Raw genomic sequence first — 24,662 nt, forward strand, 5'->3', positions numbered from 1 at the left:
TGGGATCAGGCGGCGTGCGCGGCAGACGCCGTGGCTGCCCTGTCAGCGCTCTGCGCGGCGCTGCGGGTGCGGGGCACGCGTGCGAGCGCGGCGGTCAGTTCGCGCGTGCTGCGTGTGTCGAGACCGTGCACGATGTCGGCGATCTCGTCGCGGAGCGCCTGGTCGGCGAACGGCGACGTGAGGTCGTCGAACTTGCGCCGAGCCGAGGCCCAGTCGAGCGGGTTGTCGTGGAAGCCGTGGTAGCTGTCTTGCGACGAGCGGAAGACCGTGCCGTCGGCGAGTTCGACCTCGAGGTCGGCGGGCATGTGCGCAGGGAATCGCGCCGAGAACTCGTCACTCGGAGTGATGGTGACGCGGGTCATGAGGCCCTGTACGTCGGCCGCGACGATACGCTCGGGCTCGTACTGCTCCGGGTTCAGCGCGCCGTCGAGCAGCACGACCGCGACCATCCACGGCAGCGAGTGATCCGCCTCCTCCTTATTGCGGACCAGACGCTTGTCGCCCTCTTCGCCACCGCCGATGATCGAGTAGGCGACGTCGAACGTGGTGAGGCGCACCCGCTCGATCGCGCGCGGGTTGAAGCCGTCTTGCGCCCGGATGTCTTGCGCCGCATCGAGTGCCGACTGGGAGTGGATCTCGGCGTTGTGCTTCTTGATGATGGTCTGCCGCACGCGCTCGAGATCTTCGCGCGACCAGTCGAGCTCGAACGGGCCCGAAACCGAGTCCTTGAAGCCCTTGTTGCCCTCGAAGACCGCCTCGGGGCCGGTGATGCCGCGGCTGGCGAGCAGAGCGGCAAAGGTGCCGTTCTGTGAGACGTGCGGGTAGGCGAGGCCCTTCCAGTGGCTGAGGTTGCCCGTGCGGGTGACGCGGAGGGCCACGTTCGCCGTGCCCGCGATGGCGACCGCGTTGGCGATCTGCTCGGGAGTGAGGCCGAGCGCCTTCGCGGCACCGGCCGCGGCGGCGAACGCGCCCTGCGTCGTGTGGTCGAAGCCCTTGGCGCGCACCGGCGCCTCGTCCGAGAGGCGGGCGTGCACCTGGTAGGCGACGCCGAGGGCGGTGAGGAACTCGGCACCCGTTGCGTCGGCCGACTCGGCGGACGCGAGCACGGCGCCGAGGTTGTCGGAGGGGTGGTTCGTCTCGCCGGGTGCGAGGTAGGAATCCATGAAGTCGAGATAGCGGCTGAGTGCGCTGTTGTAGAAGGCCGCGCGCTCGGGGCTCGTCGCGCCGCCGCCGATCAGCGTCGCCGTGGGAGTGCCGCCCAGGTCTTCGATGAGGCCGCGGATCGCCTCGGTGGGTTCGGCGTCGAGCGCGCCGATGGCCACGCCCAGGGTGTCGAGCACCCGAATCTTGAGTTGTTCGAGCGCCTCAGCGCTTAGGTCATCGATCGCAGCCGCGTCGACGAATCGTGCCAGTTCCTGTACTTCGGTCATCGCCCATTCCAATCATCGGATGAATATGAGGGTCACCTTCATTAGACTCGTGAAGTATCTCGACGTCAAGATACTTTCTCTGGGAATGCTCACGGTTTTCAGGCGTATCGTGCGCGTACGTCGCGCGTCACCTGCGGATGCCTGATCGACGCTCCGCTGCGTGCCGCGTCGACTCGCGACCACCTGACGCGTCACCGTGCGAGCGCACGCCGCGAACAAATCGACCGAGTGTCGGCGGCGCGCGATATTCTCCGAGGTATGAGCATGGGTGGCGGCCCGGGAGGCCGAGGGTCTCGCGTATCGGCGGGCGACGCAGAACTGCAGCGCAAGCTGAACCGCGCCGCCCCGAAAGTCGATGGGCTCGGGCATCGCATCGCCGAGCTCTTTCGGCCCTACCGAGGTCAGCTCGTCGTTATCGTCGCACTCGTGCTGGTGTCGGCGGCACTCGCGATCCTGCCCCCGCTGTTGACGCAGCGCGTCTTCGACGACGGGCTGTTCCCGCTCGACGGCGGCGGGCCGCACCTCACGATCCTCGCCTGGCTCGTCGCCGCGATGATCGCCGTGTTCATCGTCTCCTCCGGCCTCGGCATCGTGCAGACCCTCTTCACCGCGCGCGTCGGCAACCGCGTGATGGGCGACCTGCGCGTCAAACTGTTCTCACACCTGCAGTCCATGGAGTTGGGCTTCTTCACGCGCACGAAGACGGGCGTCATCCAGTCGCGGCTCCAGAACGACGTCGGCGGCGTGGCCAACGTGCTGACGAATACGGTGTCGAACATCATCGGCAACACGGTCACGGTTGTCGCCGCGGCTGTTGCCATGATCCTGCTCAGCTGGCAGCTCACGCTCATCGCCGTCGTGATCATGCCCGTGCTCGTCATCGCCCAGCGGCGCGTCGGCCAGATCCGCGCCAAGATCGCCGGCCGCACACAAGAATCACTCTCCGAGATGACGGCGATCACTCAAGAAGCGCTCTCGATATCGGGCGTACTGCTGGCGAAGACCTACTCACGGCAGAGTGCCGAGACCGAGCGCTACGCTGCCGAGAATCGCAACCAGATCGACCTGCAGGTGCGGCAGACCATGAGCGGTCAGCTGTTCTTCGCGCTGGTGCAGGTGTTTCTCTCGGCAGTGCCGGCGATCGTCTACCTCATCTCGGGCTGGCTCATCTCGCGCGGTCAGGGCGAAGGGTTCGACCCCGGCATCACCGCCGGCACCATCGTCGCGTTCACGACGGTGCAGTCGCGGCTGCTCTTTCCGCTCGTCGCCCTCATGCGCATCGCGCTCGACCTGCAGACCTCGCAGGCGCTCTTCGCCCGCATCTTCGAGTATCTCGACCTCACGCCGGCTATCGTCGACGCGCCCGATGCGCAGCAGCCCTCCGATGCGCCCGGTCGCGCCGGTCGCATCACGTTCGAAGAGGTGACGTTCCGCTACCCCGACGCGGGCCCCGAAGATCGGCCGACGCTCGACGCGGTTTCGTTCCACGTGGAACCCGGCGAGTTCGTCGCGTTCGTCGGCGCCTCTGGCTCGGGCAAGACGACGATCGGCTCGCTCATCCCGCGCCTCTACGACGCCTCCGAGGGCACCGTGCGCTACGGCGACGACGACGTGCGCTCGCTCAGCCAAGAAGCGTTGATGGACCGCATCGGTGTCGTGACGCAAGAGCCGTATCTGTTCCACGCCACCATTCAGGCGAACCTGCGCTACGCGAAGCCCGACGCTACCGACGCCGAGATCGAGGCGGCCGCGCGCCTCGCAAACATCCACGACACGATCGCGAGCTTCGCCGACGGGTACGACACCGTCGTCGGCGAGCGCGGCTACCGACTGTCGGGCGGTGAGAAGCAGCGCATCGCAATCGCGCGCGTGCTGCTCAAGAATCCGCGCGTGCTGGTGCTCGACGAGGCGACGAGCGCGCTCGACACCGTGAACGAGCGCATCGTGCAGCACGCACTCGAAGACGCGCGCAGCGGCCGCACCACAATCGCGATCGCCCACCGGCTCTCCACGATTGTCGACGCCGATCGCATTTACGTGGTCGGCGCGGGCCGCATCCTCGAGCACGGCACCCACCAGCAACTGCTCGACCTCGGCGGCTCCTACGCCGAGCTCTACGACCAGCAGCAGTAGGCGCTGTGCAGCGCTGCCGCCGCTGGGCTGCTGCTGCGCTGCTGCTGCTGCGTTGCCGCTGCGCCTACGCCGCCGCTGAGCCTGCGCCGCCGCCGCTGTCGTGCCGCCGCGCCTTCGTTGCGATCGGGGTAACTTTGGACCAGTGTTGCGGCAGGAATGGCCCACCACACCCACCGAAAGCTACCCCGATCGCAGCAGTGGGTGATCCGCCGCCGCAATTGCGCCGCAGCCTCGTCGCCGCCCCGCGGCTGCAACGCCGCTGAGCCGCTGGGCTGCTGCTGCCGCTGCGCCCAATGGCAGCGGGGTCACTTTCGGAGGGTGTTGCCGCACTCTCACCCTCCGAAAGTGACCCCGATCGCACGGGGAGCGGCAGCGCCGCAGAGCGGAGGTGATCCGACGCCCCAACCGCGCCGCGGCGCACCGGCCCCCGCAGCGTCGTAGGATCGAACTCGTGCGGAACATCACCCAATCCCGGAAGCTCGCCGGGGTGCGCTATGACGTGCGCGGCCCGATCTTGCAGGAGGCCGAGCGCCTCGAGCGCGAGGGGCATCAGATCCTGAAGCTCAACATCGGCAACCCGGCGCCGTTCGGCTTCGAGGCACCGCCCGAGATCGTTGACCGCCTGCAGCAGGTGCTCACCGAAGCTCAGGGCTATAGCGATTCGCGCGGCATCCTGCCGGCGCGCGAGGCGGTCGCCCGCTACTACACCGAAGAGGGTGTGGCGGGTGTAACCCCCGACGACGTCTACATCGGCAACGGCGTCAGCGAGATGATCTCACTCGTGCTGCAGGCGCTGGTCGATGACGGCGATGAGATCCTCGTGCCGTCGCCCGATTACCCGCTCTGGACCGCGCAGGTCACGCTTTCGGGCGGCCAGGCCGTGCACTACCCGTGCGACGAGTCGAACGGGTGGATGCCCGATCTCGAAGCGATCGAACGTTTGGTCACCCCGGCGACCAAGGGCATCGTGCTCATCAACCCCAACAACCCGACGGGCGCGGTCTACTCGGCCGAGCTGGTGCGCGGGTTCGCGGCGCTGGCCGAGCGGCACGGCATTGTGCTGATGGCCGATGAGATCTACGAGCGCATCTTGTACGACGGTGCGATCCACGAGCACGCCGCGCTGCACACGCACGACACGCTGTGCCTCACCTTCAGCGGCCTGTCGAAGGCGCAGCGCGTCGCCGGATACCGCTCAGGGTGGCTCGCGATCTCGGGCGACCGCACCCGATCGCGCGACTTCCTCGAGGGGTTGCAGCTCCTCGCGAACATGCGCATGTGCGCGAATGTGCCGGCGCAGCACGCGATCCCGGTCGCGCTCGACCCGGCATCGAACTGGTCGGGCATCGCTGAACTGTGCGCGCCCGGCGGGCGGCTCCGCGAGCAGCGCGACACGGCGCACCGACTGCTCACCGAGATCCCGGGCGTGACGTGCGAGCTGCCGGGCGGAGCGATGTACCTCTTCCCGAAGCTCGACCCCGAGGTGTACCCGATCGTCGACGATCAAGCGTTCGTGATCGATGTGCTGCAGGCGACGCACGTGCTGGTGACGAACGGTCGCGGCTTCAATCTGCCGACGCCGGATCACCTGCGCTTCGTCACCCTCCCGTCCGTGCCGGTGCTCACCGAGGCGATCGGGCGCATCGGCGGGTATCTCGCCACGGTGCGTCGGTGAGCGGAGGCGGCTGATGAGCGTCCGCGTCCTCGCCGTCGGTAAACGACACGAGAGTTGGGTCTCCGACGGCATCGATCGCTACGAGAAGCGCTTGCGCAAGCCGTTCGACACCGCCTGGCAGCTGCTGCCGCACTCCTCGCGCGAGGGCGATGCGGCGCGCACCGAGGAGTCTGACCGGTTGCTCGTGAAGCTGGATCGCGACGCCTTCGTCGTGCTGCTCGACGAGCGCGGCAAGAACATCGACTCTCCGAAGCTTGCGACCACCCTGCGGCGCGCGTTCGACGGCGGACGGGCGGTGACCGTGATCATCGGCGGCGCATACGGCGTCGACGATCGCGTGCGTGCTCGCGCTGACTTCGTGTGGAGCCTGTCGCAGCTCGTCTTTCCCCACCAGCTCGTGCGTCTGATGCTCGTCGAGCAGTTGTATCGCTCGCAGGAGATCTCGGCGGGGCGTTCGTATCATCACGTGTAAGGCGATCAGGATCGCCGGAAGGAGTCGCAATGCCGCGTCGCCCGCAGCTCGCCGTCCTCGGCAGCATCAACATCGACCTCATCGCGCAGACGGAGTCGTTGCCCCGACCCGGTGAGACGATCGGCGGTGGTACGTTCAGTCGATTGCCGGGCGGCAAGGGTGCGAATCAGGCCGTCGCCGCGTCCCGTCTCGGTGCGCAGGTGCGCATGGTGGGCGTCGTCGGCGATGACGGTGAGGGCGCGCTTGCGCGTGTGGCGCTCGAAGCTGCGGGCGTTTCGCTCGACGCGGTGCGCCGGGGCGCGCAACCGACGGGGGTGGCGCTGATCGGGGTCGATGCCGCCGGTGAGAATCAGATCAGTGTGTGCCCGGGGGCGAATGGTGAAGTCGGTGCGGCTGACGTGGTCTTCAGCGACGGTGAAGCGGTGCTCGTGCAGCTCGAGGTGCCGATGGCTGCGGTGGTCGCTGCCGCGCGATCCTGCACCGGATTCTTCGCGGTGAATGCGGCGCCTGCCGCCGATCTGCCTGACGAGGTCATCGAGCGGGCGGATCTCGTGATCGTGAACGAATCGGAGTTCGCAGCGATCCCCGCCCTGCACACCGCCGATGCGCTCGTCGCGGTGAGTCTCGGCGCAGACGGCGCCAGGCTGCTGCGCGGCGGCGTCGAGATCGCTCGATCGACGTCGCACGCTGCTGAAGTGCGCAGCACGGTGGGGGCGGGCGACGCCTTCTGCGCGGGGCTCGTGGTCGCGCTGGTGAGCGGTGTGGCGCCTGACGCAGCGCTCGCCGCAGCCTGTGCGGTGGGCGCGGCGGCCGTCGCCGACGTGCGTTCGCAGCCCGAACTGTCGCCGTTGAACGCCTATTTGGGCTGACGCGACACCCCACCCATCAATGTCGGTGGTTCCCCGCACACTGGAACCATGAACCCGTTCCGCCTCTCGACCCGGTTGCAGCCTCCGGCGCGTACGCGCGCCCGGCCCGTCGTCGCCGAGGCCGCTTCGGCTGAGGCCCACGCGGCAGTGGCACCGGGGCAGGCTGTCGTGGTGCCGTGGCGCATCTCGCAGCGCTCGGCCAGCGGGGTGATTGAGATTGAGAATGCGGGCGGCGGTCCGCTGCATTCGGTGCGCTTCACGCTGGCGGGCGACGGCATGCTCGGGTTGTCGTTGCCGCGCACCGTATTGCCCGGGGAGCGGTTGCGCGTCGTGCTGCGGGGAGTGCGCTCTGAGGCAGCAGTCGCGGCGCCCGATGCGATGCTTGTGCTGCGCTGGTTTCAGCCCGATGGGAGGGAACTGTTGTGGCCGATCGCACTCATGTGAGCCCCCGCTCGCCGACACGCCGAGTCGGGTGTGGAGGGCAAAGTTTTTCGACCCCCACGGGCTTGTGGATAACCTCTGCGCAAGGGCGGAACGGTGCCGAAAGTTCTCCCCAATTCGACCCTTGCGCAGGTGGATATCAAGTGGAAAACTACATTGGTGTAACTACATCATGTTGTGGTTGCTCCCGGTGTGGTTCACTAGATGTAGTGCCTCAGTTGAGGCGAGCGAGTTTGTGAGAGAAGGGCGTGAAATGGCAGTCACCGTTTACACCAAGCCGTCGTGCGTGCAGTGCAACATGACCTATCGAGAGCTCGACAAGCAGGGCATCGAGTACAACGTGCTCGACGTCACCGCTGACGAGACGGCGCTCGAAGCAGTCAAGGGTCTGGGCTACCTGCAGGCACCCGTGGTGGTGGCTGACGACGAGCACTGGTCGGGCTTCCGCCCCGACAAGATCTCGGAACTCGCCGGCCGACTCGCGTAAGACGGATGCGTATGGGGCGGGAACACGAGCGGTTCTCGCCCCGTGCTGTATCCGGCAAGTCTGTGCCCATGGCGAACCTCGTCTACTTCTCCAGCGTTTCGGGCAACACGCACCGTTTCGTCGAGAAGCTCGGAACCCCTGCGGTTCGCATCCCGCTGCATGCGAAAGACGAACCGCTCATCGTGCACGAACCCTACGTGCTCATCCTCCCCACCTACGGCGGGGGGCCTGACACGCGCGCCGTGCCCAAGCAGGTCATCAAGTTCCTCAACGTCGAGGAGAACCGATCGCATCTGCGCGGAGTGATCGCCGCGGGCAACACCAACTTCGGTGAGGCCTACGGGATCGCGGGCGACATTGTCGCCCGGAAGTGTCAAGTGCCCTTCCTCTACCGATTTGAACTCTTTGGAACCCCGGACGACGTGACCGCCGTCCACGATGGATTGGAACAGTTTTGGAAACAGCAGTGATGGAGCCGGGACTCGACTCGTCGAAGATCAGCGAGATGGATTATCACGCGCTGAACGCGATGCTCAATCTGTACGACGCCGACGGCAACATCCAGTTTGATCGCGACCGCGAGGCGGCGCGGCAGTACTTCCTGCAGCACGTCAACCAGAACATGGTGTTCTTCCACAACTACGAAGAGCGCATGCGCTACCTGATCGACAACGAATACTACGAGGCGGAGCTGGTCGAGCAGTACGGCGTTCCGTTCATCGAAGAGCTCACGAACGAAGCGTTCGCGATGAAGTTCCGCTTCCCGACCTTCCTCGGCGCCTTCAAGTTCTTCACCTCGTACGCGCTGAAGACGTTCGACGGCAAGCGCTACCTCGAGCGCTTCGAAGACCGTGTCGTCATGTCGGCACTCGGCCTGGCCGAGGGCGACCGCGAACTCGCACGCGGCCTCGTACGCGAAATTCTCTCTGGCCGTTTCCAGCCCGCGACCCCGACGTTCCTGAACCTCGGCAAGGCGCAGCGCGGCGAGCTCGTCTCCTGCTTCCTGCTGCGCATCGAAGACAACATGGAGTCGATCTCGCGCGGCATCAACTCGTCGCTGCAGCTCTCGAAGCGCGGTGGCGGTGTCGCCCTGCTGCTCTCCAACATTCGCGAGACCGGCGCCCCGATCAAGAAGATCGAGAACCAGTCGTCGGGCATCATCCCCGTCATGAAGCTGCTCGAAGACAGCTTCAGCTACGCGAACCAGCTCGGCGCGCGTCAGGGCGCCGGTGCGGTGTACCTCTCGGCGCACCACCCCGACATCATGCGGTTCCTCGATACCAAGCGCGAGAACGCCGACGAGAAGATCCGCATCAAGACGCTCTCCCTCGGCGTCGTCATTCCCGACATCACGTTCGAACTCGCCAAGAAGGGCGAGGACATGTACCTGTTCTCGCCGTACGACGTCGAGCGCATCTACGGCGTTCCCTTCGGCGACATCTCGCTGAGCGAGAAGTACTACGAGATGGTCGATGACGCGCGCATCAAGAAGACGAAGATCAACGCGCGTCACTTCTTCCAGACGATCGCCGAGCTGCAGTTCGAGTCGGGCTACCCCTACATCGTGTTCGAAGACACGGTGAACCGGGCGAACCCGATCAAGGGCCGCATCAACATGTCGAACCTCTGCTCCGAGATCCTTCAGGTCAACACCCCGACCACGTACAACGAAGATCTGAGCTACGGCGCCATCGGCAAGGACATCTCCTGCAACCTGGGCTCGATGAACATTGCCGCGGCTATGGACGGCGGCAATCTTGCCAGCACCGTCGAGCTCGCCATCCGCGCACTCACCTCGGTCAGTGACCAGAGCCACATCTCGTCCGTGCGCTCCATCGAAGACGGCAACGATCAGTCGCACGCCATCGGCCTCGGCCAGATGAACCTGCACGGCTACCTCGCTCGCGAGCACGTGCACTACGGCTCCGAAGAGGGCATCGATTTCACGAACATCTACTTCTACACGGTGCTCTTCCACGCGCTCCAGGCGTCGAACCGCATCGCGATCGAGCGCAAGCAGGTGTTCGGCGGCTTCGAGGACTCGCAGTACGCATCCGGCGAGTTCTTCGACAAGTACACGGACGAGGCCTGGGTGCCCGCTACCGAGCGGGTCGCCGAGCTCTTCGCGAAGGCCGGCATCGACATCCCGACGCAAGACGACTGGCGCGAGCTGAAGTCCAGCGTCATGGAGCACGGCATCTACAACCAGAACCTCCAGGCGGTGCCGCCGACCGGCTCGATCTCGTACATCAACAACTCGACGAGCTCGATTCACCCGATCGCGTCGAAGATCGAGATCCGCAAGGAAGGCAAGCTCGGTCGCGTCTACTACCCGGCGCCGTTCATGTCGAACGACAACCTCGAGTTCTACCAGGATGCGTACGAGATCGGCCCCGAGAAGATCATCGACACCTACGCTGCGGCGACGCAGCACGTCGATCAGGGTCTGTCGCTGACGTTGTTCTTCAAGGACACCGCGACGACCCGCGATATCAACAAGGCGCAGATCTACGCATGGCGCAAGGGCATCAAGACGATCTACTACATCCGTCTGCGACAGCTCGCGCTCGAAGGCACCGACATGTCGGAGTGCGTCAGCTGCATGCTGTGATTCACTTGACGCAGTCACGTGAGTAACGATTCCACCGGAGTAGAAAGAACCCGATGAACTACAAGCTGGGACACGCTGTTCAGGCGATCAACTGGAACCGCATCCAGGACGACAAAGACCTCGAGGTCTGGAACCGTCTCGTCAACAACTTCTGGCTGCCTGAGAAGGTGCCGCTGTCGAACGACGTGCAGTCGTGGGCCACGCTGACGCCGCAGGAGCAGCTGCTCACCATGCGCGTGTTCACCGGCCTGACGCTGCTCGACACCATCCAGGGCACGGTCGGTGCCGTTTCGCTGATCCCCGATGCGATCACCCCGCACGAGGAGGCCGTCTACACGAACATCGCATTCATGGAGTCGGTGCACGCCAAGAGCTACTCGTCGATCTTCTCGACGCTGTGCTCGACGCAGGAAATCGACGACGCCTTCCGCTGGTCGGTCGAGAACCCGAATCTGCAGAAGAAGGCGCAGATCATCACCGACTACTACGAGGGCGATGACCCGCTGAAGCGCAAGATCGCGTCGACGCTGCTCGAATCGTTCCTGTTCTACTCGGGGTTCTACCTGCCCATGTACTGGTCTTCGCACGCGAAGCTCACGAACACGGCAGACCTGATTCGCCTCATCATCCGCGACGAGGCCGTGCACGGGTACTACATCGGCTACAAGTTCCAGAAGGGGCTCGAGAACGAGACCGAAGAGCGCCGTCAGGAGCTCAAGGACTACACGTTCACCCTGATGTATGAGCTCTATGAGAACGAGGTCAAGTACACCGCCGATCTCTACGACCCGGTGGGTCTCACTGAGGACGTCAAGAAGTTCCTCCACTACAACGCCAACAAGGCGCTGATGAACCTCGGCTACGAGCCGATGTTCCCGAAGGAGATGACCGACGTCAACCCGGCCATCCTGTCGTCGCTCTCGCCGAACGCTGACGAGAACCACGACTTCTTCTCGGGGTCGGGTTCGAGCTACGTCATCGGCAAGGCTGTCGCCACCGAAGACGAGGACTGGGACTTCTAACCCACACTGCCCGCCGTCTGGCACACGCAGAACGCCCCGCGATCCACCAAGGATCTCGGGGCGTTCTGCGACGCACCGCAGCCGAACTACCGCCGGAACACCCGCGCGAGCAGCCGATCGATCGTGAAGTACACGTAGCCGAGTGCAATGAGCACCACCGACAGGGCGAGCACCCAGAGCGCGACGCCGCCGACACCCTGCGTTGCGACATCGAGGAACGGGTACGGGTAGGTCTGGCCGGGAACGAACTCGCCGCCGAACCCGCCGTACACGAGTGAGAACGCGAGGTACGCGTAGGGAATCAGCGTCCAGAGCAGCGGGTCAAACGCGCGCAGGCGCCCCTTCGGCACGAACAGCAACCAGTCGACGATCAGGAAGATCGGCGTGAAAACGTGGATCAAGTTGTCGGTGAACGAGAACGGCGTGTAGTCACCCCCCTGCTTGAATGTCATCGGCACGAGCACGAACAGGTAGACCAGCATCGTGACCGTGATCGCCATCATGACCGCGGCACTCCAGCGGGCGGACGGCGTCGACGTGCCGCGGGGGCCAGCCGCACGCAGGTCGCGCACCGTGCGCACGATGAGGATCGCCACCCACACCAGGCACAGCAGGTTGCTGAGCACCGTGTAGAAGAGCAGTGCGTTCCAGGCCGGTGTCGGCGTGAGCACACCGGTGATGCGGATGATGCCGGTCGCGATCAGCGCGAACGCCGCAACCCGATAGACGAGGGCGACGGGCCGCCAGGGGAGCGCGGCCGAATTCGTCTCCGTGGCAGCGGGTGCGGGGCTGCCCGCGGGCGCGATGGTCTGAGATTCCATGGTGGCTCTATTCAATCGCACGGTGAGCGCGCTGTGCGAGTGTGCCGCGCGCGAAATTCCCGGGGGTCTGCGGGTGTGGGCGCGGGCCTCAACAGCTCCGCACCCATGCCACCCCCATGCCACCCCCATGCCCGCGAGTGCAGCGGTTTTGCGCGAGTGCACCAGTGTGAGAATGGTGCACTCGCGCAAAAGGGGTGCGCTCGGGGGCAGGAGGGCGCGCGAGTTGGGGCGGGCGCGCTGGGGCGCGGCGGGGGCGGGTTGGAGCGGGGCGCGGCGGGCGCGGGCGGGTGGCGGCGGGGCGCAGCGCGGGCCGGCTCCGGATCACCCGCCCGCGCGCACCCTCACGCCGCCCGCAGCCAGAGGGGTTCGGGGCGCGACGCGATGAGGCGCTGCGTGTATTCCTCGGCGGGGGCCGCGAGAATCTGCGCGGTCGGCCCGGACTCGACCACCTCGCCGCGCTGCATCACGAGTGTCGTCGTGCAGATGCGCGACACCACCGCGAGGTCGTGGGTGACGAACACGATGGTGAGGCCGAACTGGTCGCGCACCTCCTCGATGAGTTCGAGCACCTGCGCTTGAACAGACACATCGAGTGCGCTGGTCGCCTCGTCGAGCACGAGCACCTGCGGCCGCGCGGCGAGCGCCTTCGCGAGGGCGACGCGCTGCCGCTGCCCGCCCGAGAGCGCCTTCGGGCGTGCGGCGAGCTGGTCGGGGCGCAGCCCGACCCGACCGAGCAGCGTTGCCGCCTCGGTCTCGGCGTCGCGGCGCGCACCCCCGCGGTGCAGCCGCACGACGTCGGCGACGGCGCGCCCGATCGGAATGCGCGGGTCGAGCGAGAGGTACGGATCTTGGAACACCATCTGCGTGGTGCTCGCCAGCGTGCGGCGCTCGGCCGCGGTGAGCGCCCGATCGGGGCGCTCGACCCCGTCGAACGACAGCGATCCGGAGCTCGCCTGCTCGAGACCGACGATGATGCGCGCAAGCGTCGACTTACCCGAACCCGATTCGCCGACGATGCCGAGCGATCCGCCGCGCGTCAGGTCGAAGTCGACGCCCGAGAGCGCCACGACGTCGTCGCGTCCGGTGACCCGGTAGCGCTTCGTGATGCCGGTCGCGGCGATGAGCGGTTGAGCGGCACCCCCGGCAGGCTTGGGCGAAACCGCACCCGAAACCGCGCCCGAACCCGCACCCGCATCAGCCCGAATCTCGATCCGCGGCGTCGCTGCGAGCAGGTCGCGCGTGTACGGCTGCTCGGGCGACCGGAAGACGGCCTCGGTCGCGCCCTCCTCGATGACGCGCCCGCCGCGCAGCACGACGACGCGCTCGCAGAGCGAGGCGGCGAGCCCGAGGTCGTGGGTGATGAACAGCATGCCCATGCCGCGCTCTGCCTGCTGCTGGCGCAGCAGTTCGACGATGCCGGCCTGCGTGGTGACGTCAAGTGCGGTGGTGGGCTCGTCGCAGAGCAGCAGCTCGGGGGAGTCGAGCAGCGCGGCGGCGATCATGACGCGCTGCAGCATGCCGCCCGAGAGCTGATGCGGGTACTGCTCGAGCAGCGCCGAGGCGCGCGGCAGCCCGACCTGCTCGAGTTGCGCGACCGCTCGGGCAGCGGCGTCGGCTCGGTTGAGCCCGTGCCACCGCACCAGCGTCTCCGTGAGGAAGTCGCCGAGGGTGCGCACCGGGTTGATGCCGGCACGCGGATCCTGGAAGATCATCGACGCGCGCGTGCGGCGGATGGTGCGCAGCTCGGCCTCAGTCGCGGTGACGGTGTCGAGGTCGCCGACGCGCACTGACCCATCGAGTGATGCGTGCTCGGGAAACAGGCCGAGCGCGGCGCGCGTGGTGAGCGACTTGCCCGATCCCGACTCTCCCACGAGCGCGACCGACTCGCCCGCCGCGACCGAGAGCGACACCTCGTTGAGCAGGGCGCCGCGGCCGGGAACCCGCAGCGACAGCGCATCGACGGAGAGCAGCGTGGACTGGGCAGCAGATCCAGCAGATCCAGCAGCAGACAGTGCGGTCATGAGAAGTTGCCTCCGATGCGGTCCGAGAGTTCTTCGCCGATGATGTTGATCGCGACCACGACGAGCACCACGACGGCCGCCGGCACGAACGTGGGCAGCAGCGCCCCGCTCATGAGCGCCCCGCGGCTCTCGTTGATCATGGAGCCCCAGTCGGCGGTGGGCGCCTGCACGCCGAGGCCGATGAACGACAGCGCCGCGAGGTCGGCGAGCACGTAGCCGAAGTTCAGCGTCGATTGCGCGCCGACCGTCGGCACGACGTTGGGCAGTACGCGTCGCAGGGCGATCCACGACCCCGTGAATCCGAGCACGCGGTAGGCCTGCACATACGGGCGTGTGCGCTCGGCGATGATCAGCCCGCGGGTGAGCCGCGCGACGTAGGGCACGTACGCGATCGTCATGGCGAGCACGGGGGCGAAGAGCCCCTTGCCGAAGAGGGCGACGGCGAGAATCGCGAGCAGCATGGCGGGGAACGAGAACAGGAAGTCGAAGACGCGCGAGAGCACGGCGTCGATCCAGCCGCCGCGCCAGGCGGCGACGAGTCCGAGCAGCAGGCCGAGCACCGTCGAACCGACCACGACGATGAGTGGGCCGACGAGCGAGGTGCGCGCGCCGTACATGAGGCGCGTGAGCAGGTCGCGGCCGAGCGCGTCGGTGCCGAGCCAGTGCGCCCAGCTCGGCCCGGCGAGCACGTTCTGCAGGTCGACGTGGTCGGGGTCGTAGGGTGCGATCAGGGTCGCGAACGCGGCGGCCAGCACCACGATCGCGATGAACACGAGCGACACCGTCGTCGTGATGGTGAAGCGGCGGTGGGCGAGCGAACGCGGCACGGCGAGCGCCCGCGTCGCCTCGGGTGGCAGCGCTGCCGACGGCTCGGGGGCGCCGGGCGCGGGGCGCGCGGCCTGGGATGCGGTGCTCATCGGGTCTCCGTTCCTGCGGCGATGCGCGGATCGATCAGCGGTTGGATGAGGTCGACGATGGTGTTGATGGTGACGAAGGCGATCACCACGACGAGCACGATCGCCTGAACGACCGGAAAGTCGAGGCGATCAACTGACTGCACGAGCAGTGAGCCCATGCCGGCGAGGCCGAAGGTCTGCTCGACGATCGCGCTCGAGACGAGCAGGCCGGCGACGAGCACGCCGCTCACGAGCAGGATCGGCCCGACCGCGTTGCGCAGCACGTGCCGCAGCACGACCGACGAGCGGGTGAGCCCGCGGCTCGTCGCGACCTCGACGTGCTCGCGCACGAACTGCTCGTTCATCGACGAGCGCGTGACGCGGGCGATGAGTGCGACGAAGGCGAGACCGAGCGCGAGGGCGGGCAGAATCAGGTGCACGAAGCGATCCCACCCCTCGTCTCCGCTGCCGAAGGAGGGGAACCAGCCGAGCTGCACGGCGAAGATGGCGATGAGCAGGATCGCGATGACGAACGACGGCACCGCGCCGAGGGCGGTGGAGGTCATCAGGATCACGCGATCCGTCAGTCGCCCGCGCCGCAGGCTGGCGATGATGCCGGCCGCGAGCCCGATGATCACGATGAACACGGCGGCGAGCGCGACGAGTTCGAGGGTCACGGGGAGGCGTGCGAGCAGCACGTTCGAGACGTCGTCGCGGTACTGCAGCGAGCGGCCGAAGTCGCCGCGCAGCACGCCTCCGATCCACGACAGGTACTGCTCGATGGGCAACTTGTCGAGGCCGTACTGCTTCGTAACCTCGGCGATCGCTTCTTCGCTCGGGCTTCGCCCGCGCAGCAGGAACCGAGCGGGGTCGCCCGGCACGACGAAGCGCGAGAAGAACACGACGAGCGACGCGGCGAAGAGTGTCGCGACCAGGCCGACGACGCGGCCCGCGATGAACTTCGCCGTGCGGGCGCCGCGGCCGCTGCCCGTGCGGGGCGTCTCAGCCCCGTCTTCTCTCAGGCGGACGGCGCGCGTCTCGCTGGCTGCTGCAGTGTCACCGGCCATCACTCGGCCCTCCCGATCGTCGCGGCCCAGGGGTAGTACATGTAATAGATGGACGGATCGACGCCCGTGATGCGGTCGCCGAGCCACAGGGTCGTCGGCACGTCGAACAGCGGAATCCAGGGCAGTTCCTCGCTGGTGAGGCGCTGCGCCTCGGCGGCCAGGTGCGACCGCTCGAACGCGTCGTCCGTCTGCAAGGCGCGGTTGACCACGTCGTCGAACTCTGGGTCAGACCACTGCCCGTAGTTCGAGAACTCCCCGGTGCGAATCACGGCGTACATTTCGAGCGGGTCGGTGCTCGACAGGTACCAGCGGGTCGTGAAGAGGTCGACGCCCTCGAGCGCCGATGGGTCGGAGAAGAGCAGGGTGTACGCGTTCGGCGTGCGCGTCTCGATCTCGATGTCGAGGCCGATCTCGGCGCCGCCCGACGCGACCGCCTGCGAGATCACATCGAATGACGAGTCGATCGATGCGGTGACGTAGGTGATCTTCGCGCCCTCGGCGCCGGCCTCCTTGACGAGGGCGCGGGCGGCGTCGAGGTCGTAATCGTGATTCGGCAGGTCGTCAAAGGCCTCCTTCGTGGCCTCTGGGTCGCCGTTCACCCACACCGACTCCGAGGTCAGTGCGTCGGTCGGCGTCGCATAGCCTTGCACGGCGGCCTTCACGAGCGCCTGGCGATCCAGCGCCATCGTCAGCGCTTGTCGCACGCGGACGTCGCCGAGCGGCCCGTCCATGTCAGACACGACGAGGCTCTGCACCGTCGCGTTCGTGCCGAAGTACACCTCGCCGGTGTCGCTCGCGCGCAGCACATCGATGGCATTGCTCGGGATCGTCCACGCCCCGTCGATCTCGCCCGTCTGCAGCGCGTTGACGCGTGCGTTCGCATCGTTCAAGATCACGAACGTCATCTGCTTCGCCTTCGCACGCAGCTCGGGGTCCCAGTAGTCGTCGAAGCGGTCGAGCGTGATCGATTCGCCCGAGCGCCACTCGTCGAACTTGAACGGACCGGTGCAGTTGACGCCCGTCGACTGGTTGCCGTAGTCGGCGCCCGCAGCTTCCGTGCTCGCCGCCGACTGGATCACGCCCGGCGCTGCCGACATGAGCTGGTTGAACTGCGAGTCCGTGACCTTCGTGCGCACGGTGACCTCGTGGTCTCCGGTCTGCTCGATCGTGTCGACGTTCTTGAACGTGTCGGACCAGAACGAGGCCACCTCGGGGTCGAGATGACGCTGCAGCGACACCACCACGTCGTTCGGTGTCATCGTCGTGCCGTCGTGGAACTTCACGCCCTCGCGAATCGTGTACACCCAGGTCAATGGGTCCGGGTGCTCGAAACCGGTCGCGAGGCCGGGGGAGACCGACAGGTCGGAGTTCCAGCGCAAGAGCGACTCGCACACGTTCGCGAGCACGGTGTTGTCGGCGTAGTCGAAGGCGTACGCCGGGTCGAGCGAGTACGGCTCCGTCATCAGCGCCCAGCTGAACGAATCGATGTCGCCCGCCGGTGCCGGGGTGTGCGCCACGAGTTCGAAGGTGCCCGCGTCGGCGCCGATCGCGCTCTGACCGCACCCGGCGAGGCCGGCAGCGAGCAGGAACGCCGTGCCCGCAGTCGCCCAGCGCCGCACGCGGGGGCGCGCCGCGCGAGTCATGCGGCCGGCTCCTTGGTGCTGGTGCTGGTGCTGGTACCGGTGCTGTCTGCTGTGCTGTCGCGGTCGGCGCGCGCGAACACGCGCTCGCCGCCGATCCACGTCTCGTCGACGCGGGCCGTGTGCAGATCCTCCGGTGCGAGCTCGAAAAGATTGCGGTCGAGGATCGCGAGATCCGCGTAGTAGCCCGGCAGCAGGCGCCCGGTCGCGTGATCGAGGTGGTTGATGCGCGCCGTGCCCTGCGTGTAGGCGTCGAGGGCCTGCGCGAGGGTGAGGCGCTGCTCAGGCGGGCCGAGCGGGGGGCGCTCGCCGCCGGGGGAGACACGGTTCACGGCGATGTGGATCGCCTGGATCGGGTCGGGGCTCGACACCGACCAGTCGCTGCCCGCCGCGAGCTCGGCCCCCGAATCGATCAGCTCTCCGAACGGGTAGTGGTGCGCTTCGGCGTCGTCGGCGAGGAACGGCAGCGTGAGCGTGTCGAGTTGCTCCTCGTGACAGGCCCAGAGCGCCTGGATGTTCGCGGTCGCGCTGAGCGGGGCGAAGCGGGCAACGTCTTCCGAGCGGACCACCTGCAGGTGGGCGAGGTGGTGGCGGTTGTCGCTCGGCCCGTTCTCGGTGCGCGCGTGCTCGACGGCGTCGAGGGCGTCGGTGACGGCGCGGTCGCCGAGCGCGTGGAAGTGCACCTGCATGCCCGCGTCGTCGAGCGCGGCGACGAAGCGCGCCATGTCGCGCGGGTCGAAGAAGGAGATGCCGCGGTTCTCGGTCGCGTCGCCGTGGTGGTCGCGGTAGCACTCGTGCATCGCCGCGGTGAAGTTCTCGGCGACGCCGTCGACCATCACCTTCACGGAGGCAAGTGAGAGCCGATCAGGGTCGCACTCGGCCGCCACCTGGTCTCGGCGAGCCAGGATGGGGTCGAGCTGCGCGTCGCCGTCCTCGCGGTTCCACCACTGCGCACCGCGCACGCGCACGCGCAGCGCGTCCTCGCGCACCGCCCGCAGGTACACGGGCACGGTATCGGGGCTGCCCATGAACTCGCCGACCGCTGCATCTTGCCAAGCGGTAATGCCGAAGCCGACGAGGTGCTGCTGCGCGGCGAGCAGGCCCTCGTAGGCCTGGTCGAGCGTGGGGCGCGGGCGCACCGCGCCGAAGAGGCTCATCGCGCCCTCATGGGCGGTGCCCGCCGGGAAGCCGTCGGGTTCGCGCTCGAAGCGGCCGTCGGCAGGGTCGGGAGTGTCGGCGTCGATGCCCGCGAGCTCGAGCGCGCGGGTGTTGACCCAGGCGCCGTGGTGGTCACGGTTCTCGAGCAGCACCGGGCGGTCGGGCACGATCGCGTCGAGCATCTGCCGCGTCGGGGTGCCGCCCGGAAACGCGTCCATCGACCAGCCCGCGCCCAAGATCCACTCCAGCTCCGGGTGGGCCGCCGCGTAGGCGGCGATCGCGTCGAGCGTCTGCTCGGCGGTATCCGTCGCCGAGAGGTCGCAGCTCAACAACTCGACGCCGGCCATGACCGGGTGAATGTGCGCGTCTTGAAAGCCCGGTATGAGCAGGCGGCCGGCGAGGTCGACGCGGGCGTCGGCCGTCTCGGCGAGGCGGGCGACCTCGGCCGGATCCGTCGTGATGATGCGGCCGTTCGCCACGGCGATGCCGCCGGCGGTCGGCGCCGACTCGGTGCCCGTGTAGATCCAGCCGTGCTCGAACACGACCTCTGCGCGTGCGGTGTCTGCGTGCGTCGGGTGATCCTGAGTCATGCCATCTGCAGCACGGTCAGGGGTCGGGGAATGGGTCACCAGTGGCCTCCTCGCGGCGTATCTTCATCGATGCGTGGGGCACACGCTATGCGAGTTCTGCCTCGAAGTCAACGCCGTTGACATGAACGTTGACTCGGCGCGCCGCACCGTGGTTGGATCGATGCACGGACGACACGAGACCGTAACCCAACGGAGTGGAGGTGGCCGATGCCCGACGGGTCGAAGCGCGTACGCCTGGACCAGCGCAGCATCGTCGACGGAGTGCTCGATCTGGCGCGCACCGAACCCGGCTCGCGTGTCACGTTCAAGCGGCTCGGCGAGCATCTCGGTGTCGATGCCTCCGCGATGTACCGGCACTTCCGCAACAAGGACGAACTCGTGCGGGCATCGCTCGATCGGCTGAGCGGCTGGGCGGCCGAAGCGGGCCGCGCGGCGACGGGCACGTGGCGCGAGCGGGTGGAAGTCATGGTCACACGCACCGCCGAGCTGAGCCTCGAGCACCCCGCCATCGGCATGGAGGGCGCCGTCACCGACCCGGCCGGACCCGGCGACGCGAGCGCGGTGGAATTCCTGCTCGAGATGCTCACCGAGGCCGGGCTCTCGGGCGACGAGCTGATCCGGTGCTACGCGGCGGTATCGGGGTTCATGCTGGCGCACTCCTCGGCGATGGCCAACGAAACCTTCAACCGGCACCCGGGCGCCCGCGACGGATCGATCCCCTGGATCAGCACCTTCGGGCCGATCACGTTGAGCGACTACCCGCTCGTCAACGCGCACCGCGACGCGCTGCTCGCCGTCGACGGCATGGCGGTGTACCGCGCTGGGGTCGCGGCGATCCTCGACTCGATCGAGCGGGGCGGCCCCGCGCGCTGAGGCTGGGGTGTCGGGGTGCTGCCCCCCCGCCCGCGCGGCGCCCGCCTCCTTTCTCGAGTGCACCCTTTTCTCTCGAGTGCACCCACTTGGCAACAGTGCACTCGCGACAAAGTGGTGCACTCGGCGAGGGGGCGGGGTGGGTGCCGGATCACCCGGCCCGCTTCGCCCCCGCGGCCCCCGAGTAGGCTGGAACTCTGAACGGGCACGGCCCGGAGCGAGGAGGTGGCGGCCGGTGGCTGAGGTATCGCAGCGCGAGGAGCGCACGATCAAGACCGCGAGCGATCCCGCCGCCGATCCCGCGATCGAGACCGCGATCCCCCGCACCAGCGACGCGGCTGCCGACACGATCGCGTTGTTGCGCGCGCTCATTCGCGAGGCGTGCGTCAACGATGGCAGCGTCGAATCGGGCCAGGAGATCCGCAGTGTCCGCGTACTGCAGCGCTTCCTCGCGGAGGCGGTCGCGACCGGCCGGGTCGAGATGCAGGTGCTCGAATCGGCTCCGGGGCGCGCCTCGCTCGTGGCCCGCGTGCGCGGCACCGACCCGGATGCGCCGTCGCTCGGCCTGCTCGGGCACCTCGACGTCGTGCCGGTCGACGAGGCTGGGTGGACGCGCAATCCGTTTGGCGGCGACCTCGTCGACGGCGAGATCTGGGGTCGCGGCGCTGTCGACATGCTCTACCTCACCGCCGCGTTCGCGTGCGTGCTGCGCGATGTGGCGCTTGCGCCAGAACCTCCGCGCGGCGATCTCGTGCTGATCGCGGTCGCCGATGAAGAGGGCGGCGGCGAGTACGGCATCCACTGGCTCGTGCGGCAGCACCCTGAAGCGGTGCGCGTCACCGAGGCGCTCTCGGAGTCGGGCGGCATGCGCATGGGGCGCCACGTCGCGATCGAGATCGCCGAGAAGGGGTCGGCCGGGCGGCGCCTCACCGTGCACGGCAAGCCCGGGCACGCGTCGACACCGTACGGGGCGAAGAGCGCTTCGTATCGCGTGGGCGAGGTGCTGCAGCGGCTCGGCGAAGTCATGCCCGCCGCTCAGCTGGGCCCGCTGTGGGAGAAGTTCGTGGCGGCGCGCATCGATGACCCTGCGCTGGCCGAACGGCTGCGCGATCCGGTGCGACTCGATGCCGCGCTGCCGCATCTCGGCGGCATTGCGGGCTACGCGCACGCGGTTTCGCGCATCACCATTTCGCCGACGGTACTGCGCGCCGGAGCGACCCACAATGTGATCCCGGCATCCGGCACGATCGATCTCGACATCCGCACGCTGCCCGGTACGACGGACGCCGAGGTCGACGAACTGTTGCGCGTGGTGCTCGGCCCGCTTGCCGACGAGATCGAGATTCAACATCTGCGCGGCTGGGCGGCGACGACATCGCCCGCGGATACGCCGCTCTTCGCCGCGATCGAGCGCGCGGTTGCGGCGGTCGCCGATGCGCCGACGGTGCCGATCATGGCGGCCGGCGGATCCGACGCCCGAGTGCTGCGCGAACTCGGCATCCCCGCCTACGGCTTCGGGCTGCTCGGCCCCGGCTGGACGTACGAGCGCTACCGCGAGGGCGTGCACGGCCACAACGAGCGCATCGATGTCGAGTCGGTCACGCTCTCACTCGAGGCGCTGCGGCGCATCGTGCAGGATCGCGTGGGCTGAGGCGGCTCGGCCCCAGTGAGCGGGCGCAGGCGAGCAGGCCGCCGTTACGCCCAGCCGACGACAAGGCGCGCCGCGTCAGCGGGCACGAGCGGGTCGACGCCGGTGAGATCGGCGAAGCGACGCAACCGATTTGTGAGCGTATTGCGGTGGCAGAACAGCGCGTCGGCTGACGCCCCGATGCTGCCGGTGTCGAGGTAGCTGCGCGCCGCTTCTTCGAGCCGACTCCGTTCTGCGGGGGTGCACTCGGCGAGCGCGGTGTGCACGTCGGCGAGCACCGGTGTGCCCGATTCGAGGAGCCGATCGGCAGCGAGCCGCGCCCACCCGCGGTTCCAAGTCATGGCGCCGACCTCGCCGACGCGAATCAGGTGGGCGAGCGATCGCGCAGCCGTCGCGGCTCGTCGCAGGCCGAGTACTCCGGTCGACGAGTGCGCGATGCCGACGCGAAGCTCGTCGAGTTGGTCAGCTATTTCCGCGAGTCGTGACCCGGGAAGATCGACGGTGCGGGCGAAGGCGATGAGGGTGTCGCCGAAGTGATGGGTGAACGTGCGCCCGCCGGCTCGTTCGAACTCCGAGACGTGCACCCGCAGCGCGGCGATGTCGGTGCCGACTGCGGCGGCGACGCGCAGGTCGGCGTGGTCGCCGAGCCCGAGCTCTTCCGCGATGACGGCCAGCCGCTCGGGGTCGGCGGGCGGTTCATGGAAGATCGACGCGATCAGCCCCTGCCGCACAGAGGCCTGCTCCTCGTTCATGCGCTGCAGCTCGGCGATGTACGCAGCCTCGGTCTGGTGCACGTAGTCGTCGACCGTGCGCAGCACAATGTTGGTGTGCCGCACGATGAGCTCGGCATCCTCCGCGGTTGCGGCCCGAGTGAGCGCTTCCCAGAGCACGGTGAAGTCGTGGCGAATCGCGGTCATCAGTGAGGTCAGCGGCAGGCCGGCTCGGGCTCGCGAAACACCGACGTCGGTGGCGACGGCGACGGGTGCAGTGAAGCCTCCCGCGCGCAGACCCTCGATGAGGGAGACGAACGAGAGCACGCCGGTGCGCCGCAGCTCCGAGACGGGAATGGGGGCGGGGTCGTATCCGGGCACGCCGCCGACTCGTGCAAGAAAGCGATCGGTGAGCGCTTCGGGGTCGAGCGCAGACAGCAACTCAAGCCAGCGCGCGTGGTCGGCATCGGTGGGGGTGTCGCTGAGCGCACCCGCGGGGCGCGGGTCGGGGGCAGATCGCGGAGCCATGCCCCCAGAATATGTGCATATGCACTGAATCGCTCGCGAAACCGGGGGCGATTCGGCACATCATGTGTGCGAACTCCCTGAGATGATCGTTATCCGACGCCCGCGCACTCCGCGCGGCGCACCGCACGGATCCCGCATCCTCGACGGAGAGAACGCATGAGCGAGACACCCCATACGGCGACCATCGAATACGGCGCCACGCAAGAACTGAGCGTGAAAGACGCGAACAAGGTCGCCCTCGGTGCCCTGATCGGTACCGCCCTCGAGTGGTACGACTTCTTCCTCTTCAGCGCCGCCGCAGCCCTGGTCTTCAACGTCCAGTACTTCACGAGCGAGAATGCGACCGCTGCGGCGCTCGCATCGTTCGCCACGTTCGGCGTCGGCCTCGCGGCCCGCCCGATCGGCGGCATCATCTTCGGTCGCATGGGCGACAGCATCGGCCGACGCAAGGTGCTGATGATCACGATCGTCGGCATCGGCCTGGTCACGGGCCTGATCGGTCTGCTGCCCACCTACGCGGCCATCGGCATCGCCGCGCCGATCCTGCTCGTGCTGCTTCGCGTGCTGCAGGGTCTCTTCGTCGGCGGCGAGTGGTCGGGCGCGATGACGATCGTCGTCGAGAACGCGCCGCTGCACCTCCGTGCGCGCTACGCCGCGATTCCGCAGGTCGGCTCGCCGATCGGCACGATCCTGTCATCGGGCGGCTTCTTCGTGATGACCCTCCTCTTCTCGCAGGAGAGCTTCAACTCGTGGGGCTGGCGCATCCCGTTCCTCATCGCGTTCCCGCTGCTGCTCGTCGCGATCTACATCCGCTCGAAGCTCGAGGAGTCGCCGGTCTTCCGCCAGCTCGAGGAGTCGGGCGAGGTCGATAAGAGCCCGGTCGCGAGCACCTTCAAGCACAGCTGGAAGCAGGTCATCGTCGGTATGGCGGCGGCACTGCTCGGCGTCGGCGGCTTCTACCTCGTCACCGCGTTCTGCGTCTACTACGGTGTCAACGTGCTCGGCTACTCGTCGTCGCTGATGCTACTGGGCAGCATGGTCGCCGCGTTCGTCGAGATCTTTGTGCTGCTCTGGGGCGGTGCGCTCGGCGCGAAGTACGGCGCGAGCAAGGTGATTCTGTGGGGCGGCGTCGCCTCGGCCGTCGTCGCGATTCCCGCGTTCCTGATGCTCTCGTCGGGCAACCCCGTGCTGGTCGTGCTCGCGATGACGCTCGCCGTCGCCGCGCTGTCGCTGCCATACGCGGCTTCGGGTACGGTGCTCACCGGCCTCTTCCCCGCGAAGACGCGCTACACCGGTGTCGGCCTGGCCCAGAACACCGCGGGCATGCTCTCGGGCTTCATCCCGCTGCTGGCCACCGGCTTCGTCGCCGCAGCCGCCGACCACTGGTGGCCCGCTGCCGCGATGCTTATCTTCCTGAGCCTGTTCTCGGCGTTCGCCGGGGCCGTCGCACCGCGGCTCAGCGTGAACCTGCCCGGTTTCAAGCACTAACCCGTGAGACCGGTGCGGATCACCCATCGTCGGTGATCCGCACCGGTCTCATCATTTGCCCCTTCACCCCAGCTTCTCCGGAAGG

The 24,662-nt window shown here is 67.7% G+C and carries 20 protein-coding genes; 12 read left to right on the top strand and 8 right to left on the bottom strand.

Features of this window, described 5'->3' with window-relative positions:
- Positions 1-5: 5 nt before the first annotated feature.
- A complete protein-coding gene (locus CH42_RS13745) occupies positions 6-1,430 on the bottom strand; it encodes an MmgE/PrpD family protein (RefSeq protein ID WP_053353784.1) in 1,425 nt (474 codons plus the stop codon).
- A 264-nt stretch (positions 1,431-1,694) separates the two neighbouring features.
- Between CH42_RS13745 and CH42_RS13750 the strand changes: the two genes are divergently transcribed.
- The 9 genes from CH42_RS13750 to nrdF all read left to right on the top strand — a co-directional run bounded on the left by CH42_RS13750 (position 1,695) and on the right by nrdF (position 11,140).
- The gene (locus CH42_RS13750) at positions 1,695-3,563 is read left to right on the top strand and encodes an ABC transporter ATP-binding protein (RefSeq protein WP_053353871.1); all 1,869 of its coding nucleotides are present in this window, start codon (positions 1,695-1,697) and stop codon (positions 3,561-3,563) included.
- A 451-nt stretch (positions 3,564-4,014) separates the two neighbouring features.
- Positions 4,015-5,238, top strand: a complete 1,224-nt coding sequence (locus CH42_RS13755) for a pyridoxal phosphate-dependent aminotransferase (protein ID WP_053353785.1) — start codon at positions 4,015-4,017, stop codon at positions 5,236-5,238.
- Positions 5,239-5,251: 13 nt separating this feature from the next.
- Positions 5,252-5,710 (top strand): 23S rRNA (pseudouridine(1915)-N(3))-methyltransferase RlmH, encoded by a 459-nt coding sequence (locus CH42_RS13760; protein ID WP_053353786.1) that lies wholly within the window; start codon positions 5,252-5,254, stop codon positions 5,708-5,710.
- Positions 5,711-5,739: 29 nt separating this feature from the next.
- The gene (locus tag CH42_RS13765) at positions 5,740-6,579 is read left to right on the top strand and encodes a ribokinase (RefSeq protein WP_053353787.1); all 840 of its coding nucleotides are present in this window, start codon (positions 5,740-5,742) and stop codon (positions 6,577-6,579) included.
- 48 nt (positions 6,580-6,627) lie between these two features.
- Positions 6,628-7,023: a hypothetical protein gene (locus CH42_RS13770; protein WP_053353788.1), complete on the top strand. Its 396-nt coding sequence runs from the start codon at positions 6,628-6,630 to the stop codon at positions 7,021-7,023.
- A 250-nt stretch (positions 7,024-7,273) separates the two neighbouring features.
- Positions 7,274-7,507: a glutaredoxin-like protein NrdH gene (gene nrdH, locus CH42_RS13775; RefSeq protein ID WP_053353789.1), complete on the top strand. Its 234-nt coding sequence runs from the start codon at positions 7,274-7,276 to the stop codon at positions 7,505-7,507.
- A gap of 68 nt (positions 7,508-7,575) precedes the next feature.
- Positions 7,576-7,977, top strand: coding sequence for a class Ib ribonucleoside-diphosphate reductase assembly flavoprotein NrdI (gene nrdI, locus CH42_RS13780; protein ID WP_053353872.1), 402 nt, complete (start codon positions 7,576-7,578; stop codon positions 7,975-7,977).
- On the top strand, positions 7,977-10,118 hold the full coding sequence (gene nrdE, locus CH42_RS13785) for a class 1b ribonucleoside-diphosphate reductase subunit alpha (RefSeq protein ID WP_053353790.1): 2,142 nt from the start codon (positions 7,977-7,979) through the stop codon (positions 10,116-10,118). The genes nrdI and nrdE overlap by 1 nt, the downstream gene beginning before the upstream one ends.
- 53 nt (positions 10,119-10,171) lie before the next feature.
- Positions 10,172-11,140, top strand: coding sequence for a class 1b ribonucleoside-diphosphate reductase subunit beta (gene nrdF, locus CH42_RS13790; RefSeq protein WP_053353791.1), 969 nt, complete (start codon positions 10,172-10,174; stop codon positions 11,138-11,140).
- 86 nt (positions 11,141-11,226) lie between these two features.
- Here nrdF and CH42_RS13795 read toward each other — a convergent pair whose 3' ends face one another.
- The 6 genes from CH42_RS13795 to CH42_RS13820 form a co-directional block, all read right to left on the bottom strand.
- Positions 11,227-11,961, bottom strand: coding sequence for a Pr6Pr family membrane protein (locus tag CH42_RS13795; RefSeq protein WP_053353792.1), 735 nt, complete (start codon positions 11,959-11,961; stop codon positions 11,227-11,229).
- A gap of 341 nt (positions 11,962-12,302) precedes the next feature.
- Positions 12,303-13,982 carry a nickel ABC transporter ATP-binding protein NikE gene (nikE, locus tag CH42_RS13800; protein WP_053353793.1) on the bottom strand — a complete coding sequence of 560 codons (1,680 nt, stop codon included), beginning with the start codon at positions 13,980-13,982 and terminating at the stop codon, positions 12,303-12,305.
- Positions 13,979-14,899, bottom strand: coding sequence for an ABC transporter permease (locus CH42_RS13805; protein WP_239684066.1), 921 nt, complete (start codon positions 14,897-14,899; stop codon positions 13,979-13,981). The genes nikE and CH42_RS13805 overlap by 4 nt, the downstream gene beginning before the upstream one ends.
- Positions 14,896-15,945: an ABC transporter permease gene (locus CH42_RS13810; protein WP_156322572.1), complete on the bottom strand. Its 1,050-nt coding sequence runs from the start codon at positions 15,943-15,945 to the stop codon at positions 14,896-14,898. The genes CH42_RS13805 and CH42_RS13810 overlap by 4 nt, the downstream gene beginning before the upstream one ends.
- Positions 15,945-17,588 carry an ABC transporter substrate-binding protein gene (locus CH42_RS13815; protein WP_053353794.1) on the bottom strand — a complete coding sequence of 548 codons (1,644 nt, stop codon included), beginning with the start codon at positions 17,586-17,588 and terminating at the stop codon, positions 15,945-15,947. Before CH42_RS13815 ends, CH42_RS13810 begins: the two co-directional genes overlap by 1 nt.
- Positions 17,585-19,333 (bottom strand): amidohydrolase, encoded by a 1,749-nt coding sequence (locus tag CH42_RS13820; RefSeq protein WP_053353795.1) that lies wholly within the window; start codon positions 19,331-19,333, stop codon positions 17,585-17,587. The genes CH42_RS13815 and CH42_RS13820 overlap by 4 nt, the downstream gene beginning before the upstream one ends.
- A 207-nt stretch (positions 19,334-19,540) precedes the next feature.
- On the opposite strand from CH42_RS13820, the gene CH42_RS13825 reads away from it, so the two are divergent.
- Positions 19,541-20,206, top strand: a complete 666-nt coding sequence (locus tag CH42_RS13825; RefSeq protein WP_053353796.1) for a TetR/AcrR family transcriptional regulator — start codon at positions 19,541-19,543, stop codon at positions 20,204-20,206.
- Between the two features lie 232 nt (positions 20,207-20,438).
- Positions 20,439-21,854, top strand: coding sequence for a M20/M25/M40 family metallo-hydrolase (locus tag CH42_RS13830; RefSeq protein ID WP_239684067.1), 1,416 nt, complete (start codon positions 20,439-20,441; stop codon positions 21,852-21,854).
- A 44-nt stretch (positions 21,855-21,898) separates the two neighbouring features.
- Here CH42_RS13830 and CH42_RS13835 read toward each other — a convergent pair whose 3' ends face one another.
- Positions 21,899-23,089, bottom strand: coding sequence for a PucR family transcriptional regulator (locus CH42_RS13835; RefSeq protein WP_053353797.1), 1,191 nt, complete (start codon positions 23,087-23,089; stop codon positions 21,899-21,901).
- A gap of 156 nt (positions 23,090-23,245) precedes the next feature.
- Here CH42_RS13835 and CH42_RS13840 point away from each other — a divergent pair, with 156 nt between their 5' ends.
- Positions 23,246-24,577, top strand: coding sequence for an MFS transporter (locus tag CH42_RS13840; RefSeq protein WP_053353798.1), 1,332 nt, complete (start codon positions 23,246-23,248; stop codon positions 24,575-24,577).
- Positions 24,578-24,662 lie beyond the last annotated feature (85 nt).

It is taken from the genome of Leucobacter musarum subsp. musarum (assembly GCF_001273845.1).
Lineage (GTDB): Bacteria > Actinomycetota > Actinomycetes > Actinomycetales > Microbacteriaceae > Leucobacter > Leucobacter musarum.